The organism is Kribbella flavida DSM 17836 (assembly GCF_000024345.1).
Taxonomy (GTDB): Bacteria; Actinomycetota; Actinomycetes; order Propionibacteriales; family Kribbellaceae; genus Kribbella; species Kribbella flavida.
Genome location: NC_013729.1, coordinates 4,489,700 through 4,505,819 on the forward strand (window position 1 = coordinate 4,489,700; position 16,120 = coordinate 4,505,819).

Sequence of the window (16,120 nt, forward strand, 5' to 3'; positions counted from 1 at the left end):
CGCAGTCCGATCCGGAGCCGTGCCACGGGCCTGGGGGCACTTCCCCCGGGCCCGTGGCATCCCGCTATCTGGCCACCTTGACGGTGACCTCCTTGGTCACCCCCTCGGCCAGGTCGCTGCCGAGGTAGGCCGCCGCCACCGTCAGCTGGCCGCCCTTGGGAATCCTGGGCCACTCGAACACCGCCCGGCCGTCGGTGACGGTGTCGACGAGCGTCGCGCCGCCGTCGATCCGCACCCGGACCTCGCCGGTCACCGGTACGCCGCCGGACGCCGCCAGCTGGACCGTGATCCGTGCCCGGTTGCCGGACAGCTTGGACGCGGTGACGTCCATGGTCGGCACCACCTTCGCGACGACCACCTCCACCGCCGACGACGACGGCAGGTGCGCGGCGTCCCCGCCGTACCGCAGGGTGAGGTCGTACGTGCCGGGCAGCAGCGCCTTGGCGGGCAGCACCAGGGTCCCTCTGCCGTCGGAGACCGCGGCCGTTGCCAGGACGGTTGCCCCTCGCAACAGTTGGACCGTCCCCGTGGCCTCCGCCGGCGACACTGCCACCGACACGGTGCCGGACACGCCGTACGTCGTCGGCAGTGCCACTCCCGCCACGGCTGTGGTCGCCAGCCCGCCGCCTTCGTCCTTCACCGTGATGGTCACCTTCGCGGGAGCTGAGGCGTCCTCCCCGTCGTCGGCGCGGTAGGTGAAAACGTCCTTGCCGGTGAAGCCGACGTCGGGGGTGTAGGTGAGTGAGCCGTTGGCAGCCAGCGTCACCGTGCCGTTGACGGGCTGGGTGGCACCGGTAGCCGTCAGGACATCGTCGTCACCGTCGGTGTCGTTCGCCAGTACGCCGGGCGCCGGCAGTACGAGCGCCTGTCCCTCGACGGCCTCGTAGGCGTCGTCACCGGCGACCGGGACGAGGTTGACCGGCGGCTCCTCCCCCGCCTCCACCGTGATGGTCACCGTCGTTCGCGCCGAGGCGGCGGTCCCGTCGAAGGCCGTGTAGGTGAAGGTGTCCGTGCCGGAGAACCCGGCCTTCGGGGTGTAGGTGAAGGACCCGTTCGCCGCCAGGGCGACCGTGCCGTTGGCCGGCTGGGTGACGCCGCCCGCGGTCAGCGCGTTGCCGTCGGCGTCCGTGTCGTTGGCCAGCACACCAGGCGCCGCGACGGTGAGCGGCTTGTCCTCCACGGTCCCGTACGCGTCGGCAGCCCCGACCGGAGCGGCGTTCACCGGCGGACCCGTGTGGAGCTGCGCGACCTGCTCCGCGGAGAGCTCGTACCCGTACATCCGGAAGTCGTCGACCAGCCCGTCGAACCTCGGGTCGGGCCAACTGGTTCCGCCGATGAAGTTCGCCGCGGTGTTGCCACCCACGCCGATGTCACCGATGCCGACCGTGAAGTCGGTCCGGGTGGCCCGCAACTCGCCGTCGAAGTAGATCTTGCCGGTCGAGCCGCTCATCGTGAACACGACGTGCGTCCACTCGTTCAGCGGCAGGTCGTTGCCCGCACCGAGCGTGAGCCGTTCCTGCACGGGATTGCCGGGTGCCTTGAACGTCGCCGCGAACCCGGTCGCCCCGGCCGCCTGCGTGGAGGACTGGAGCAGGAAGAACGTGTCCGTGCTGCTGCCGATCTGGAGCAGCGGCACCCAGTTCGGCAGGGCGTCCGGACGCGCCCACAGCGACACGGTGAACTCCTCGTCCATGCCGGCCTCGATGTTGTCCGGGAGCCGGACCTGGTTGCCCGTGCCCGCCGCGCCGCCCGGCAACGACACCGCGCTGCCGAACCGCCCACCGGACGCCCAGGACGTCGTACCCTCGAGGGTCGCCGCGCCGATCGACGGGTCGTTGCCCCTGTTGGCCGCAGAGGTGCCCTGGCCCTCGTCGAAGGTGTAGTGCACCGGGACACCAACGCCCGGCGGTGGCCGCTCGACCGTGTGGGTCACTGTGGCCGAGGAGTCGCGCCAGCCCTCGGCCGCGACGAAGCGGACCTCGATCTGGTGCGCGCCCGGGGACAGCGTGAGCGCGGGGAAGGTCACGGCTCCGTCGGCCACGTCGACCGTCGAACCGACGCTGGCACCGTCGACCCACAGCTGAGCGGTGCCCTTGGCCTGCGCCCCCGCCTCGTCGGTGACGCCGGCCGAGACCGTCACCGGCTCGGCGAACGGCGACGGCGAGGCCGGGTCGACCTTGACGGTCGTGGTCGTGCGCAGCGCCGAGCCGGCTGCGTACAGCGCCGCCACGTCCGCCGCGGTCAGCGTGGCGGTGTAGAGACGAACGTCGTCCATCAGACCGTCGAACGCCGGGTCCGGGAAGCCGTTGCGTCCCAGCCAGTTGTTCGTGGTCGGACCGATGTCGGTCATGTCGATCGTCAGGTCGTTCCGGGTCGCGATCGCCTCGCCGTTGAGGTACAGCGTGCCGACCGCGCCTTGGCGGGTGAAGGCGACGTGGTTCCACTGGTTCGCGGCGACGTCCTTGGTGGGACTGGCGTAGACCCGCTCCTGCAGAGCGTTGCCCTTCGCCTTGAACGTGGCCGCGAGTCCGGTGCCGCCTGCTGCCTGGGTCTGCATCTGGAGCTGGAAGAAGCTTCCGGCGTCGCCGAGCCCGTCGCCGAGGTGGAACAGACCGATCCAGTCGCCCTTGGTGTCGGGACGCACCCACAGCGCCGTGGTGAAGTCCGCCGCACCCTGGAGCAGGTTGTCCGGCAGATCCACCGCGTTGGTGTTGCTGCCACCGGGCAACTCGACCGCCTTGCCGAAGACACCGTGGTCGGACCAGCCGGTGGTGCCGGTCAGCACCGCGGCCCCGATTCCGCCCGCGTCGCCGGTGTTCGCGGCCGTCGAGCCCTGGCCCTCCTCGAACTCGTAGTGGACCGGGACGTCGGACGCTCCCGGATCCGTGCCGATGATCACCAGGTTGTCGATCATCAGGCCGGCGCCGGTTCCCGGTGCCCGGAGGCTGAGCGTCTGCGACCTGGCCGCGGCCGTGAAGGTGCCGACGTACGTGCCGAAGGCGGCTGTCGACGGCAGGTCGGTCGTGGCGGTGAGCGTGGTGGTGAGATCGGCGACCGACAGGGCGGCTGTTGCCGCGCCGGCCCCGGCAGCCGAGCGGCTGTCGCGTGCGTAGCGCAGCGAGATCCGGTACTCACGTCCCGGGTCGAGGCCCTTCAGCGTGCGCTCGAGATGGCCCGAGCTGCCCAGACCGAGGTGGTAGCCGGTGAGACCGAGACCACCCTGGCCGGCGGCGCTGCCACGGACCAGCTGGACCTGACTCTTCACCGTCCACGGCGTCATCCGGGCGTTGCCCGGGGCAACGTCGACGACCGGGGCCGGGTTGCCGCCACGCCAGTCGGTGGGCAGCCGCGGGTACTCGAACTGGTCCACGACCTGCGGAGTCCGCTGGTCCATCGTCACCTTGGGGTCGACGGTCACGATCTTCGCGACCGACGGGGTGCCGTCGGCGTCGAACACGAACAGCATGTAGGCACCGGGCGGCGCGAACGTGCCGTCGGCCGGCGCGGTGATGTTCACCGTGCCCCCGGCCTGGCTGAACTTCAGGTCCTGGAAGTTCTGGTCGTTGTTGAAGCCGTGCGTCACCGACCCGTTGCGGACCAGCGTGACCCGGGAGACCGGACCGGACGTGGCGATCCGGAAGTCGCCGTTGTAGCCGATCTTCTGCGGCGCGTCGGTGATCACCGGACGCACCGCGGGCTCGTTCCCGTCGAACAGGTACGACGGGGAGTAGTACTCCACGTCGGTGTAGTTGCGCGGACCGGGAGCGCCGCCGCCGCCGATCATCACCCGGCCGTCGGGCAGCAGCAGGGCCGCGGAGTGGTAGAGGCGGGCGTGCTCGTGCGGCACCGCGACCTCGGTCCACTCCCCGGTCTCGGGGTCCCAGATCTCGGCGGTCGTGGCGTAGCCACCGTTGCCGTTGTTCTCGCGGCCGCCGCCGGTCACCATCACGTCGCCGTCGGGCAGAACCGTCGAGGTCGCCCAGTGGCGCTGGTGCTTCATCGGCTTGGTCGCGGTGAGAACCGGGCTGGCCGTGCCGCCGGTGATGTCGACGGTGAAGCCGGCCCGGGCACCGTCGGGCCCGCCCCCGTTGGCCCACCAGCCGCCGCCGACCTGGAGGATCTTGCCGGGACGGTACATCGTCGCCGTGGACGTCGCGCCGACCGGGTTGCCGTTGGCACCCTGGTTGGCGATGCCGGCGGGCAGCGTGCCGCGCAGGGTCAGCTGTCCCTCCCCGTTGTTGCCCTGGGGGTCGAGCTCGAACATCTGCGTGCCACTGATGTTGAACAGGTTGCCGCTGCCCGGCGCGACGAACGCGCGCGGGTACCACCAGCGGTTCTCGTCCGCACCGGTGTGGTCGGCACCGCCGTCGCCGTACGCCGCCGGGCTCCGGGCACCGTCCAGCGTCTTCCAGCCCGACCCCTTGTCCGGGGTGTAGATCTCCGGGGTGAGCACACCCGGTCCGCCGGGTCCACCGCGCAGGCTGCCCCCCTGGACGACGATGTCGCCGTTCGGCATCGTCGTGCCGGTCGGGTACCACCGGGGGTAGTTCATGGGCGCCTCGTTCTGCAGCCCGTTGTTGGTGGAGTAGCTGGTGACACCGACGGCGCCGTCGTTCGGGGCGTTGCCACCCAGGCCGTCGTCACCGCCGACCGTCATCGTGGAGTGGTTGTGCGGGCTCTGCACCTGCATCGCGCAGAACAGGTCGGTGTAGGTGGTGTTCGGAAGAATGCCGTTGCGGAGGTTCGCCAGGGTCCTCGGCTCGGCGGGGTCCCAGACGTCGACCTCCATCTGGCCGCCCTGGGTGATCGCGCTGTTGCCGGTCCAGTCGAACGGCGTGGTGTCGTTGCCCCAGCCTCCGACACTGCCGAAGGACTGCACCTTGCCGTCGGAGGTCAGCGCCATGTTGATCGGCATCAGCGGCCACGGCGTCACGCCGCTCCACGCGCCGGCCTTGTCCTTCACCGGCGGCGAGCAGTCCGCGGGCAGCAGGCCGGCGGCGTAGGCGAGGCCGTTCTTCAGCTGGGTCCGGATCGGAGCCTCGGCGTACGCCGTGCCCTCGTGCCCCATGCCGGTGTACCAGGACCGGCCGGCGTCGATCTCCTGGCACCAGGTGACCGGGTGGGAGGTGCCCTGGCGACCCATGCCGTACGACGTCTCGTCGACCTCCAGCAGAGTACGGACGTGCGGCGCCGGGTTGACCACCCAGTCGTACCACTCGTCGCTGCGGGTGAAGCTGGCCGCCAGCCCCTGGGTGAGCGGGTGACCGGTGTCCTTCACGGTCACCCGGCCCGGCCGGATGGCGGGGTTCTCCGGATGCCCCTCCGAGACGGCACCGACGAGGCGGGCGTAGAACGGGTTGACGTCGTGCTCGCTCTCGCCGACCGACCAGCCGGCGTAGTGCAGGCCCAGGTAGCCGCCGCCGCCCCGGATGTAGGTCTCGAGCGCGGTGCGCTGTGCCGCGTTGAAGAGCACACCGCCCGTCTGCGCGAAGACCACGGCGTCCCGGGTCGCGAGGTTCTCGGTGGTGAAGACCGACGGGTCGTCGGTCTCCTGGATGTTCACCGGCTGGTTGTACTGCGTGCCCAACTCGGTGGCCAGGTCCCGGACGGCCTGCCGCGCCTGCACGTGCGAGGCGTGGAAGTTGGGCTTGTAGAACAACAGGACGTTGAGCTGCCCGTCGTCGGCGGCGGCCGGCGTCGGGGCGGCGGCGGCTGAGGCCGCTGAGCCGGCGCCGAGCGCGAGCGCGACGAGCACGGCGACGAAGCGGGCGAACGGTCGGCGGAAGCGTGCAGTGAGCGGCACGGGCGCTGATCTGCTGGTCACGGTCATGGCGGTCACCTTGGGATTCGGCGGAAAAGGTGGCGAGGGCAGGGAACCTCTGCTGGGCCAGAACGTATGACGCACCCCACACAGAGTCAAGAACTCGATCCAGATTTGTGAACCTTTAGAGAGTTTGGTCCAGATATGTGAACCGCAATCCCGGAAACGGGCACTCACCCGCCTCCTCGCCGCGCTCCAGAGGATCGGCGAGTGGTCGGGTGAGTGCCCGTCAGGCCCCCGGTGGTGCTCAGCGGAGCTCGGCGATGACCGTCTTCAGTTCGGTGTAGTCGTCCAGGCCGAACGAGCCGAGCTCACGGCCCCAGCCGGACTGCTTGAAGCCACCGCGTGGCAGGGTCACGTCGTCGGCGTGCCAGGTGTTGAGCCAGACCGTGCCCGCCCGCAGCCGGCTGCCGACGCGGTGCGCGGTGCCGAGGTTCTGGGACCAGACGCCGGCCGCGAGGCCGTACACCGTGTTGTTGGCGGCCGCGACGACCTCGTCCTCGGTGTCGAAGGCGATCGCGGTCACCACGGGACCGAAGATCTCGTCGGTCTGCACGGCCATCTGCTCGGTGACGGAGGTGATCAGGGTCGGTGCCACGAAGTAGCCGCGGTCACCGACCGCGTCGGCACTGCCCGCGGTGAGAACAGCGCCGTCCTGCACCGCCCCGCGGATGTAGCCCAGCACCTTCTCGTGCTGCTCCTGCGAGACCAGCGGCCCCATGTGCGAGGCCGGGTCGAAACCGTCGCCCACCTTGATCGCCCGCGCGGCCGCGGCAACGCCCTCGACGACCTGGTCGAAGACGTCGCGCTGCACGTAGAGGCGCGAGCCGTTGACGCAGCACTGGCCCTCGTTGAAGTAGCCACCCAGCACCGCGCCGGCGACGGCGGCGTCCAGGTCTGCGTCGTTGAAGATGATGTTGGGAGCCTTGCCACCGAGCTCGAGCGACACCTTCTTGAGGTTGCCCGAGGCAGCGGCGGCGATCTTCTTGCCGACCTCGGTGCTGCCGGTGAAGGCGACCTTGTCGACGCCGTGGTGGTCGACGAGCGCGGCGCCGGTCTCGCCGAAGCCGGGCACGATGTTGACGACGCCGGCGGGCACACCGGCCTCGAGCAGCAGCTCGCCGAGGCGCAGAGCGGTCAACGGGGTCTGCTCGGCGGGCTTGAGGATGACGGTGTTGCCCGCCGTGATGGCCGGCACGATCTTGAAGCAGGCCATCAGCAACGGGAAGTTCCACGGCACGATGCCGGCGACCACGCCGATCGCCTCGCGCCGGGTGTAGGCGTGGAAGTCCCGGCCGGGCACCGACATCGGGATGGTCGTGCCCTCCATCTTGGTCGCCCAGCCGGCGAAGTAGCGGAACAGCTCGGCCGAGGTCGCGACGTCACCGTCGCGGGCCGCCTCGACCCGCTTGCCGTTGTCCAGAGCCTCCAGCTGGGCCAGCTCGTCGGCGTGGGCCTCGATCAGGTCGCCGATGCGCCACAGCAGGTGGGAGCGGTCGCGCGGTGTCATCTTCGACCACGGCGAGGGCGACTCGAACGCAGTCCGCGCCGCGACGACCGCGCGGTCGACGTCGACGGCCGACGCCTGCGCGACCTGGACGAGCACCTCCTCGGTCGCCGGGTTGACGGTGGCGAAGGTCTTGCCGTCCTTCGCGTCCACCCATTCGCCGTCGATCAGCAGCTGCTTGGGCGAGGACAGGAACGAGCGGACGGCGGGCAGCAGGGTGGAGTTCTCGTGGGGCATGGTGGCCTTCCGTGGGAGTGAGCTGGACGAACGTGCGGGGCAGAACGGCTTCGGCTACTTGATGATCAGCACCTTCGACCGGTCGAGGGTGAGGGCGACAGCGGCGACGATGATCGCGCCGTACAGGATCTGCTCGTAGGCGGACGGGACACCGACGATCGGCAGCCCGACCCGCAGCAGCGTGACGACCAGCGCGCCGGCGAGGCTTCGCCACACACTGCCGTGACCGCCGGTGATCGCGGTGCCGCCGACCACGATGGCCGCGACGGCCGGCAGCAGCAGGTTGTCGGCCATGGTGGGGCTACCGCTGAACTGGCGCGAGACCAGCATCACCGCGGCGAGCCCGGCGCAGGCACCGGAGACGCAGAACGCACCGATCTTGACCAGGTCGACAGGTGTGCCCGCGAGTCGCGCCGCCGACTCGGAGTACCCGGTCGCGGAGATCCAGCTGTGCAGCGGGGTCAGCTTGAGCACCACGGAGATCACGGCGACGACGATGATCGCCACGGCCAGCGACATCGGCACGTAGCCCCCGACGTAGAGGTCCAGCCACGCGATCGTCGAGTCGTCCACGACCCGCACGGTGCCGGCGCCGGAGACGACCAGAGCGACCGCGGACAGGATGCTCATTCCGCCCAGCGTGACGATGAACGACGGTATCCGGAGCAGCACGTGCGCCACGCCCTGCACCGCGCCGATCGCCGCCGCGGCCAGTACGACGGCCGGCGTGGCCAGGCCACCGAGGTCCGGCAGCCACAGAGCGAGGAAGACGGTCGACACCGAGGCCAGCGCCGCGATGGACAGGTCGATGCCGCCGCAGAGCACGACGAGCGTCGCGCCCGCGGCGAGCACGATGAGGGGCGCAGCCGTCCGCGACGCCGCGGTCAGGCTGCGCTGGGTCAGGAACTCCGGGTCCGCGATCGTCAGCGCGGCCAGCAGCACCGCCAGCGCGATGAGCGGCATGTACGACGTGAGCCGCCGCGCCGGACCAGGACCACCCTTCACGGTCGCGGGCCCGGCGGCCGGCTTCGTGGTGACTGGGGTGCTCATACCATCTCTTTCACGAGGTCCAGGGGGCTCGGTTTGCCGCCGTTCGGGCAGGCGACCTCGGTCGCGACCCGTCCGTCGTTCATCACCAGGATCCGGTCGGCCATGCCGATCGCCTCCTCCAGGCTGTCGGCCAGCAGCACGGTCGCCACGCCGTTCCCGGCGAGCTCGCGCATCAGCCGGTACACCTCCGACCGGGCTCCGATGTCGAGGCCGCGGGTCGGGTGGTCCAGCAGGAGCAACCTGATGTCGCCACCGACCAGCCAGCGGGCCAGCACCACCTTCTGCTGGTTGCCGCCGGACAATCGCTGGATGGCGGTGTCGCGGCCCGGCGTACGGATCGAGAGGCGGCTGATCCAGCTGTCCACCAGGGCGGCCTGCTTCCGTGGCGCAACCAGCGGTCCGGAGCAGCGGGCCTTCTGCTTGGTCAGGGTCATGTTCTCGGCCACCGACATCGGGCCGACCATGCCCTCGGTCTTGCGTTCGGCGGGGACGTAGCCGATGCCGGCGGCGCAGGCGGCACGGGTCCCGGGGAGGTCGAGCAGCTTGCCGTCCATCCGGATCTCGCCGGCCGTGGTCGGCTCGGCTCCGAAGAGCGCCCGGCACAGGTCCTCCCGACCGGACCCGTGCACGCCGACGATCGCCACGATCTCCCCGGCCGCGACGTCGAGGTCGACGTCGCGGAACGACCTGCCCGACAGTCCCCGCACGGACAGCCGGGGCTGCTCGGCCTGCACGGGCGCCGCGGCGTTCTCGTGGTAGTGGTCGTCGGACCCGGTGGACCCGATCATCATCCGGTGCAGCTCGCGCGGAACGGCGCCGGCCGTGGCCACCTCACCGACCGACTGGCCGCCGCGCAGTACGGTCACCCGGTCGCAGACCTCCAGCACCTCGTCGAGCCGGTGTGAGACGAAGACGACCGAGGCGAACTCGCGCAGCCGGCGAATCTGCTCGAAGAGCGTCTCGATCTCCTTCGACTCCAGCACCGAGGTGGGCTCGTCCAGGATGATCACCGGTGGGTGCTGACTGCGCTGCTCGATGCGCAGCACCTTCGCGATCTCGACCATCTGCCGATCCGCGAACGACAACGTGTCGGTCCGGGCCAACGGGTCGATGTGCGAGCCGATCTTGTCCAGTTGCTCCTGAGCCAGCCGCCGCATCGCCTCCCAGCGGTAGATGCCCCGGCGTACTCCGGCGCCTTCACTGCCGAGCACGATGTTCTCTGCAGCGGTCAGGTTGGGCACCAGCGACTGCTCCTGGAAGACCATCCCGATGCCGTGGTCGGCGGCCTCGACGACGCTGCGCAGCTTCACGAGCTCACCGCGCACGTAGATCTCACCGGCGTCGGGGCGGACCAGACCGACCAGCGCCTTCAGCAGGGTCGACTTGCCGGCGCCGTTCTCACCGGCCAGGCCGAGCACCTCGTGCTGGCGCACCACCAGGTCGACGCCGTCGAGCGCCTTCACGCCCGGATAGTGCTTGACCAGGCCACGGACCTCCAGCGCCGCCACCGGAACCGGCGCGGACGTCGTGGGCTCCTGCTCGACGTGGACGCTCATTTGACCACCTGGTTCCTTCGACGTTGGGGAATGACGGCCGCGGCGACCGCGGCGACGACGATGAGACCCTCGACACCGCCCTGCCAGTACGGGCTGACACCGACCTGCACGAGGCCGTTCGTGAGCACCATGACGAGCAGGACACCGACGGCGGAGTGCAGGATGCCGCCCCGGCCTCCGGTGAGCAGGGTGCCGCCGACGACGGCCGCGGTGATGGCCGAGAAGTCGTAGCCGTCACCGGCCTGGACGAGGCCGGCACCGAGCTGGCTGGTCACCATCACCCCGCCCAGTCCGTAGAACGCGCCGGCCAGGGTGAAGACGGCGACCTTGTACGGCTCGACCTTGACCCCCGACAGCGTGAGCACCTCTTCGGCGCCGCCGATCGCGAACGCGTAACGACCGAGCCGGGTGTACCGCTGGATCAGCCACCCCACCACCAGGCAGGCGGCGGCGATCCAGGTCAGGTAGGAGAAGCCGAGGAAGCGCTCGACCGCCCAGCTCTCCAGCATGGTGTCGGAGATGTTGGGCTGGACCCCGGCGAACAGCAGCGTCGCGACACCGAGCCCGATGGCCGAGACGCCCAGCGTGACCATGAACGACGGCACCTTCAGCAGCACCAGCGCCAGCCCGCTCACGCAGCCGAGTGCCGCGCCGACCAGGATCGCGACCGCGATCCCGAGCAGGCCGAGGTCGTTGTCGTTGCGGTTGTTCGCCACCAGGAGCGACACCGCCAGGGCCGAGGCGCCCATCACGCCCGCCGCCGACAGCTCGATGGATCCCATCATCAGCACGAACGTGATGCCACAGGTGACGACGGCGAGCACCGCGGCGGCGTCCAGGATGTTCTGCACGTTGTCGATGCTGCGGAACTGCGAGCTCAGGGTCGCGAACACCACGAAGATGACGACCAGGGCAACCGGTGGACCGGCGTCCCGCAACGACACGCCCCGGCGGGGCCGGGGGCGAGACGCGGTCGCGACCCGTGTTGTCGTGCTCACGACAGGGGACCGGCCACGCGGTTGAAGACGTTCCCGCACTCGAAGTCGGACGGGTTGGTCTTCGGCTGCAGGAAGTCGGCGACGTTGTCCTTGGTGATCAGGAACTGCTCGGCGAAGAACGCGCGGTTCTCGACGGCGATGTCGTCCACCGACAGCTTCCCGGTGGCGACGCAGTAGCCGATCGCCAGGCCGATGCCGCCCTGCCACCCGCCGTCACTGGAGACGGTGGCGGTCATCGTGCCGTTCTTGACCGCGGTGACGGCGTCCGGCACGGCGTCGATGCCGACGACCGCCACCTTGCCGGCGCGACCGGCCTGCTGCAGCGCCTCCAGGGCACCGAGCGCCATGTCGTCGTTCGCGGCCCAGATGCCCTTGACGTTGGCGCCGTGCTTGGTCAGCAGCGTCTTGGTCACCGCGAGCGCCTCGGCGCGGGAGAAGTTCGCCGCCTGCTGGTCGAGCAGCTTGACGCCGGTGTTCTTCTTGAGCGACGCCTGCAGACCGGCGAACCGGTCCTTGGCCGCCGCCGTGTCGAGCACGCCCTGCAGTGCGATGATGCCGCCCGAGCCGCCGATCGCCTGGGCCAGCGCGTCACCGATCTGCTGACCGGACTCGACGCCGTTGTAGGTGATGTGGCTGAGCCACTTGCCGTAGTCGGTCGGCTTGAGCTCGGCCGGCTTGTTCCACTGGGTGACCAGGTAGGCCCCGGCCCGGTCTGCACCCTTGACGATCGGCGTCGTGTCGGAGTCACCGTTGGGCAGCACGTTCATCACGAGACACTTGGTGTCGCCGGCAAGCACCTGGCTGATCTGCTCCTGCTGCTTGGTGGAGTCACCGTCGTAGGTGAGCCGCTGCTGGGTGAGGCCCACCGACTTGGCGAACGCGTCGCCACCGGCGAGCCACGAGGCCTCGTAGGGATTGGACTCGTTGCGAACCTGACCCACCAGCTTGACCTCGGTCGGCGCGCAACTGCCCGCGCTCGCGGTGTCGTTGCCGCCGCCGGCCTCCTCGCTGCAGCCCGTGAGCGCAGCGGCCGCCAGCGACACGCAGACCAGGGCTGCGGCGGGACGAGAGGTGAACTTCATGGTCGGTCCTCGATTTCTTCGGTGCCGGGGCTCCGGCGGGATGACACTGACGGAAGGAGAACTGCCGCCCGAGTGCGGCTGCTGCGAGTGCTGCGTGGTGCGGGCCCGGGTCAGCGGGCCATCCAGCCGCCGTCGACCACGAGGACGTGGCCGTTGACGTAGTCGGCGGCCGAGGAGCTCAGAAAGACGACCGATCCGGCGATGTCGGCGGCGTTTCCCCAGCGGCCGGCCGGGATGCGCTCGAGAATGGACCGGGAACGGACCGGGTCCTCGCGCAGCGCGGTGGTGTTGTCGGTGACGATGTAGCCGGGCGCGACGGCGTTGACCTGTACGCCGAGCGGACCCCATTCGTTGGCCAGGGCCTTGGTGAGGCCGGCGACGCCGTGCTTGCTGGCGGCGTACGACGCGACGCGGAGGCCGCCCTGGAAGGACAGCAGGCTGGCGATGCTGACGATCTTGCCGTGCCCACGCTCGGCCATCGGGCGCCCGAACTGCTGGCACAGGAAGAACAGGCCGTTCAAGTTCGTGTCCAGCACGCGGTTCCAGGACTCGTTGCTGACGGCCACCGAGTCCTGGCGGTCGATGATGCCGGCGTTGTTGACCAGGATGTCGACCTGCCGGGTGGCGCTCACCTCGGCACCGACCCGCTGGACGGCGTCGTGGTCGCTGACGTCGAGGTTGACGATCCGCACGTCCCGGCCCAGGTCGGCCACCTGGTCCCGGGTGGAGTCCTGGCTTCCGGGCCGACCCAGCAGGACCAGGTCGGCCCCGGCCTGAGCCAGTCCGAGCGCGACAGCCTGCCCGAGTCCGCGGCCGGCACCGGTCACGACAGCGCAGCGTCCGTGCAGGTCGAACGGCGAGCGGAGATCGGCGGCCGCCTGCGTGCTCACAGGTCCTCCAGCGCTACCGGGGTCAGATCCGTGTAGGTGTTGTTCTCGCCACCCATCGCCCAGACGAACGCGTACGAGCCGGTGCCGGCGCCGGAGTGGATCGACCACGGCGGCGAAATCACGGCCTCCCGGTTTTGCAGGACGAGGTGACGGGTCGCGCCGGGCTGACCCAGGAAGTGGAAGATCCGGTCCTGCTCGTCCAGGTCGACGTACAGGTAGACCTCGGTACGCCGGTCGTGCAGGTGCGGAGGGAACGTGTTCCACACGGAGCCGTCGGCGATGACGGTCACGCCGAACTGGAGCACCGACGTCTGCAACTCCTGACCCCAGGCGTAGCGGTAGAGGCTGCGCTCGTTGGCGCCCGCCGCTGTGCCCAGCGCGACCGGCTCGATCGTTGGGTGGCTCAGCGCGGTGGTCGGATACGTCGCGTGCGCCGGAGCGGAGACGAAGTAGAAGGCCGCGTCGGCGCCGGCGAAGACGACCTCGCTACCGCGCCCGACGTACAGGCCGTCGAGGTGCTGGAGCTCGAACTTCTCGTTGTCGACGAGCACGTGGCCGGACTGCCCGACATTGACGATGCCGAGCTCGCGGCGCTCGAGGTGGGACGCGGTGCCGAGCGCGTCCCAGGCCGGCAGCTCGAGCTGACCGGTGCCGGGAACCGCTCCCCCGACGACCAGCCGGTCGTCGTGCGTGTAGACCCCGTGCACCTCCCCGGGACGGAACAGGTTCTGCACGAGGAAGCTCTCCCGCAGGTCCGCAGTCGTCGCCGTCTCCACGCTGGACGGGGCTGCGGAATACCGAACTTCGATCAAGGCGAGCTCCTCGCTATCTGAACCACGTTCTGCTACGTGAACTGGTTGCAAGCTACCTGTGGCTCCGATCACAGGTCAAGGGGTCGAAGTCCGTCCATATATGTGGACCGTGGTGTATCGTCGTGATGACTGTGGGCAGTCCGCGCCACATGATCAGGAGGTTCTCGGTGGGCACGGAAAAGACGGGGAACGGCAGCGCCACCGCCGGAGAGGTGAAGTCCGCCGCACGCGTGCTGGACGTTCTCGACGACATCGCCGCGCGGGGTCCTGGCACCCAACTGCAGCTGGCCAAACGCCTGGGCATCCCGAAAAGCAGCTTGCACGCTCTGCTGCGCACCATGTGCGCCCGCGGCTGGCTGGACACCGACCAGACCGGCAGCGTGTACCGGCTCGGGATTCACACCCTGACGGTCAGCTCGGCCTACCTCGACGGGGACCCGGTGCTCTCTCGCGCCGCCTCGGTGATGGACGAGATCGCGGCAGCCACCGAGGAAACGGTGCATCTGGGTCGTTTGGAGGGCTCAGACGTCATCTACACCGCCAAGCGGGAGTCCAAGCACCCCCTGCGCATGCACTCGGCCGTCGGCCGGCGGCTGCCCGCCTACGCGACATCGCTGGGCCGCGCGATGCTCGCGGAGCAGACCGAAGCCGTCCGTGACGCGCTCGTTCCGCAGCACATCGAGCCGCTCACCCCGCACTCGACCACCGACCGGGGCACCCTGCTCGCGATCATCGAGAAGGCCCAGCAGGTCGGCTACGCCGAGGAGAGCGAGGAGTCCTGCCTGGGCGTGCGCTGCTTCGGTGTCGCGCTGCCGTTCTCGCGGACGTCGGTCGACGCGCTCAGCGTCGCGGTCCCGATCAGCCGCCTCGACAAAGCCCGGGAGGACTTCATCATCGAGTCCCTGCTGAGCGTCAAGGCCCGCTTGTCGGTCCTGCACGACAACAGCATGGTGCGCTGACGAAGTACCGCCGCTCGACGGCTGCCGACCGTTACGTCCTCCACTGCCACAACGCGGAGCACGAGGACAGGGCGATGATGGCGAACTTCGAGGTCGTCCAGCCGCTTGTCGGGAGCGACGCTGCTGACGGTGCGGGTGGAGTAGGAGCAGTCCTCGATGTCGTCCCACCCGACGATGGCGATGTCGTCCGGCACCCGGACCCCGTGGTCCAGTAGCGCTTTCAGCGCGCCGAGGGCGAGCAGGTCGTTGAAGCAGAACAACGCATCGACCCGCACCTCAAGGCGAACCTGCGCGAACCGAAGATCCCTTCCCTGTGACGCGCGGGAGGGCGAGGTAGGCGGAGAGTACCCCGGCAGCGGCGATCAGGGACCACAAGGCCCACGGGCCGATCGCGTACGCGGCGCCGCCGAGGACGACGACGCGATGCTCGTGGTGGGTCATTCGACACTCCCAGGGTCGGGTCACCGGGCCGCTCCGTGATGCCGGTGACGCCCATGGGACAGATCGGCCACCCCGGACGTGACAGTCGCGAATGTGACTCACAGCACAACGATGAAAGAGACCACCTCGCGCCGCAAGGTCCTCGAACTCTCGGTCCACCGCTCCTGCCGGCTCAGAAGGTCGACCTGAAAAATCAAACGACTGCCCCATCCGGGCACCGAGGAGGGTTGAACTGACAGGCTCGTCGTACTCCTCCCGGAACCGGCGGTCGTCAGGCATCCAGTTGGCCAGGTCGTGCTTCTGGTTGGGGTCACCGGCTCAGTGATCTCCATGTCGGCATCGACGTAGATGACGATCATGACGCGGCGCGGTACGTCGGACAGGTTCGGAGCGGCGCGGTAGCGTCGAGGGCGGGATCGCCGCTGTCCTGTATGGCCTCTTCACGGCCACGTTGACGGCCGGAGCGCGCGGCCGCCGGAGCTCAGACCAGACTGACAACTGACACCGGCGCTTGCTGGTGACGCTGGATAGTCGCGGTGTCATTCGGAGGTGGCAGGGGTGCTCAGGCTAGGAGGTCCGCCTTTCGCGATACGCCGAGAAGAAGCTGCCAGAGACGCAGAGCGCAACCACGACGCGCAGCCAGCCGCGCCAACCAGGGTCCGTGATCGCCAGCACAAGCGAGACAAGAGCCAAGACAAAAAAGATGACGCTGATGACCAACCACCAGCGACCACGTGGTTCTTCAGCTTTCATTCGGCAACTCTACT

The 16,120-nt window shown here is 69.6% G+C and carries 11 protein-coding genes and 2 pseudogenes; 2 read left to right on the forward strand and 11 right to left on the reverse strand.

Going from position 1 to position 16,120, the window contains the following annotated elements; translation table 11 throughout:
- Positions 1–64: 64 nt before the first annotated feature.
- The 8 genes from KFLA_RS20740 to kduI form a co-directional block, all read right to left on the reverse strand.
- A complete protein-coding gene (locus tag KFLA_RS20740; protein ID WP_148256680.1) occupies positions 65–5,830 on the reverse strand; it encodes a LamG-like jellyroll fold domain-containing protein in 5,766 nt (1,921 codons plus the stop codon).
- Positions 5,831–6,068: 238 nt separating this feature from the next.
- Positions 6,069–7,565, reverse strand: coding sequence for an aldehyde dehydrogenase family protein (locus KFLA_RS20745; RefSeq protein WP_012921775.1), 1,497 nt, complete (start codon positions 7,563–7,565; stop codon positions 6,069–6,071).
- Between the two features lie 54 nt (positions 7,566–7,619).
- Positions 7,620–8,615, reverse strand: a complete 996-nt coding sequence (locus tag KFLA_RS20750; RefSeq protein WP_012921776.1) for an ABC transporter permease — start codon at positions 8,613–8,615, stop codon at positions 7,620–7,622.
- Positions 8,612–10,171 (reverse strand): sugar ABC transporter ATP-binding protein, encoded by a 1,560-nt coding sequence (locus tag KFLA_RS20755; RefSeq protein WP_012921777.1) that lies wholly within the window; start codon positions 10,169–10,171, stop codon positions 8,612–8,614. Before KFLA_RS20755 ends, KFLA_RS20750 begins: the two co-directional genes overlap by 4 nt.
- The gene (locus KFLA_RS20760) at positions 10,168–11,169 is read right to left on the reverse strand and encodes an ABC transporter permease (RefSeq protein WP_237706549.1); all 1,002 of its coding nucleotides are present in this window, start codon (positions 11,167–11,169) and stop codon (positions 10,168–10,170) included. The genes KFLA_RS20755 and KFLA_RS20760 overlap by 4 nt, the downstream gene beginning before the upstream one ends.
- Complete coding sequence (locus KFLA_RS20765; RefSeq protein WP_012921779.1) at positions 11,166–12,251, reverse strand: sugar ABC transporter substrate-binding protein; 1,086 nt, start codon at positions 12,249–12,251, stop codon at positions 11,166–11,168. Before KFLA_RS20765 ends, KFLA_RS20760 begins: the two co-directional genes overlap by 4 nt.
- A 110-nt stretch (positions 12,252–12,361) precedes the next feature.
- Complete coding sequence (kduD, locus tag KFLA_RS20770; protein WP_012921780.1) at positions 12,362–13,141, reverse strand: 2-dehydro-3-deoxy-D-gluconate 5-dehydrogenase KduD; 780 nt, start codon at positions 13,139–13,141, stop codon at positions 12,362–12,364.
- The gene (gene kduI / locus KFLA_RS20775) at positions 13,138–13,953 is read right to left on the reverse strand and encodes a 5-dehydro-4-deoxy-D-glucuronate isomerase (protein WP_012921781.1); all 816 of its coding nucleotides are present in this window, start codon (positions 13,951–13,953) and stop codon (positions 13,138–13,140) included. The genes kduD and kduI overlap by 4 nt, the downstream gene beginning before the upstream one ends.
- Before the next feature lie 167 nt (positions 13,954–14,120).
- Here kduI and KFLA_RS20780 point away from each other — a divergent pair, with 167 nt between their 5' ends.
- Both KFLA_RS20780 and KFLA_RS39785 read left to right on the forward strand, forming a co-directional pair.
- Entirely contained in the window at positions 14,121–14,912 is a 792-nt protein-coding gene (locus KFLA_RS20780) for an IclR family transcriptional regulator (RefSeq protein WP_012921782.1), read from the forward strand.
- Positions 14,909–14,974, forward strand: a pseudogene (locus KFLA_RS39785) (hypothetical protein); the annotation flags it as partial. The gene KFLA_RS20780 and the pseudogene KFLA_RS39785, both read left to right, overlap by 4 nt.
- A gap of 51 nt (positions 14,975–15,025) precedes the next feature.
- On the opposite strand, the pseudogene KFLA_RS38960 reads toward KFLA_RS39785, so the two are convergent.
- The 3 genes and pseudogenes from KFLA_RS38960 to KFLA_RS37510 form a co-directional block, all read right to left on the reverse strand.
- A pseudogene (locus KFLA_RS38960) lies at positions 15,026–15,187 on the reverse strand (substrate-binding domain-containing protein); the annotation flags it as partial.
- A gap of 264 nt (positions 15,188–15,451) precedes the next feature.
- Positions 15,452–15,712 (reverse strand): hypothetical protein, encoded by a 261-nt coding sequence (locus tag KFLA_RS20785; RefSeq protein WP_041289414.1) that lies wholly within the window; start codon positions 15,710–15,712, stop codon positions 15,452–15,454.
- A gap of 208 nt (positions 15,713–15,920) precedes the next feature.
- Positions 15,921–16,106, reverse strand: a complete 186-nt coding sequence (locus KFLA_RS37510) for a hypothetical protein (protein WP_148256681.1) — start codon at positions 16,104–16,106, stop codon at positions 15,921–15,923.
- Positions 16,107–16,120: the final 14 nt, after the last annotated feature.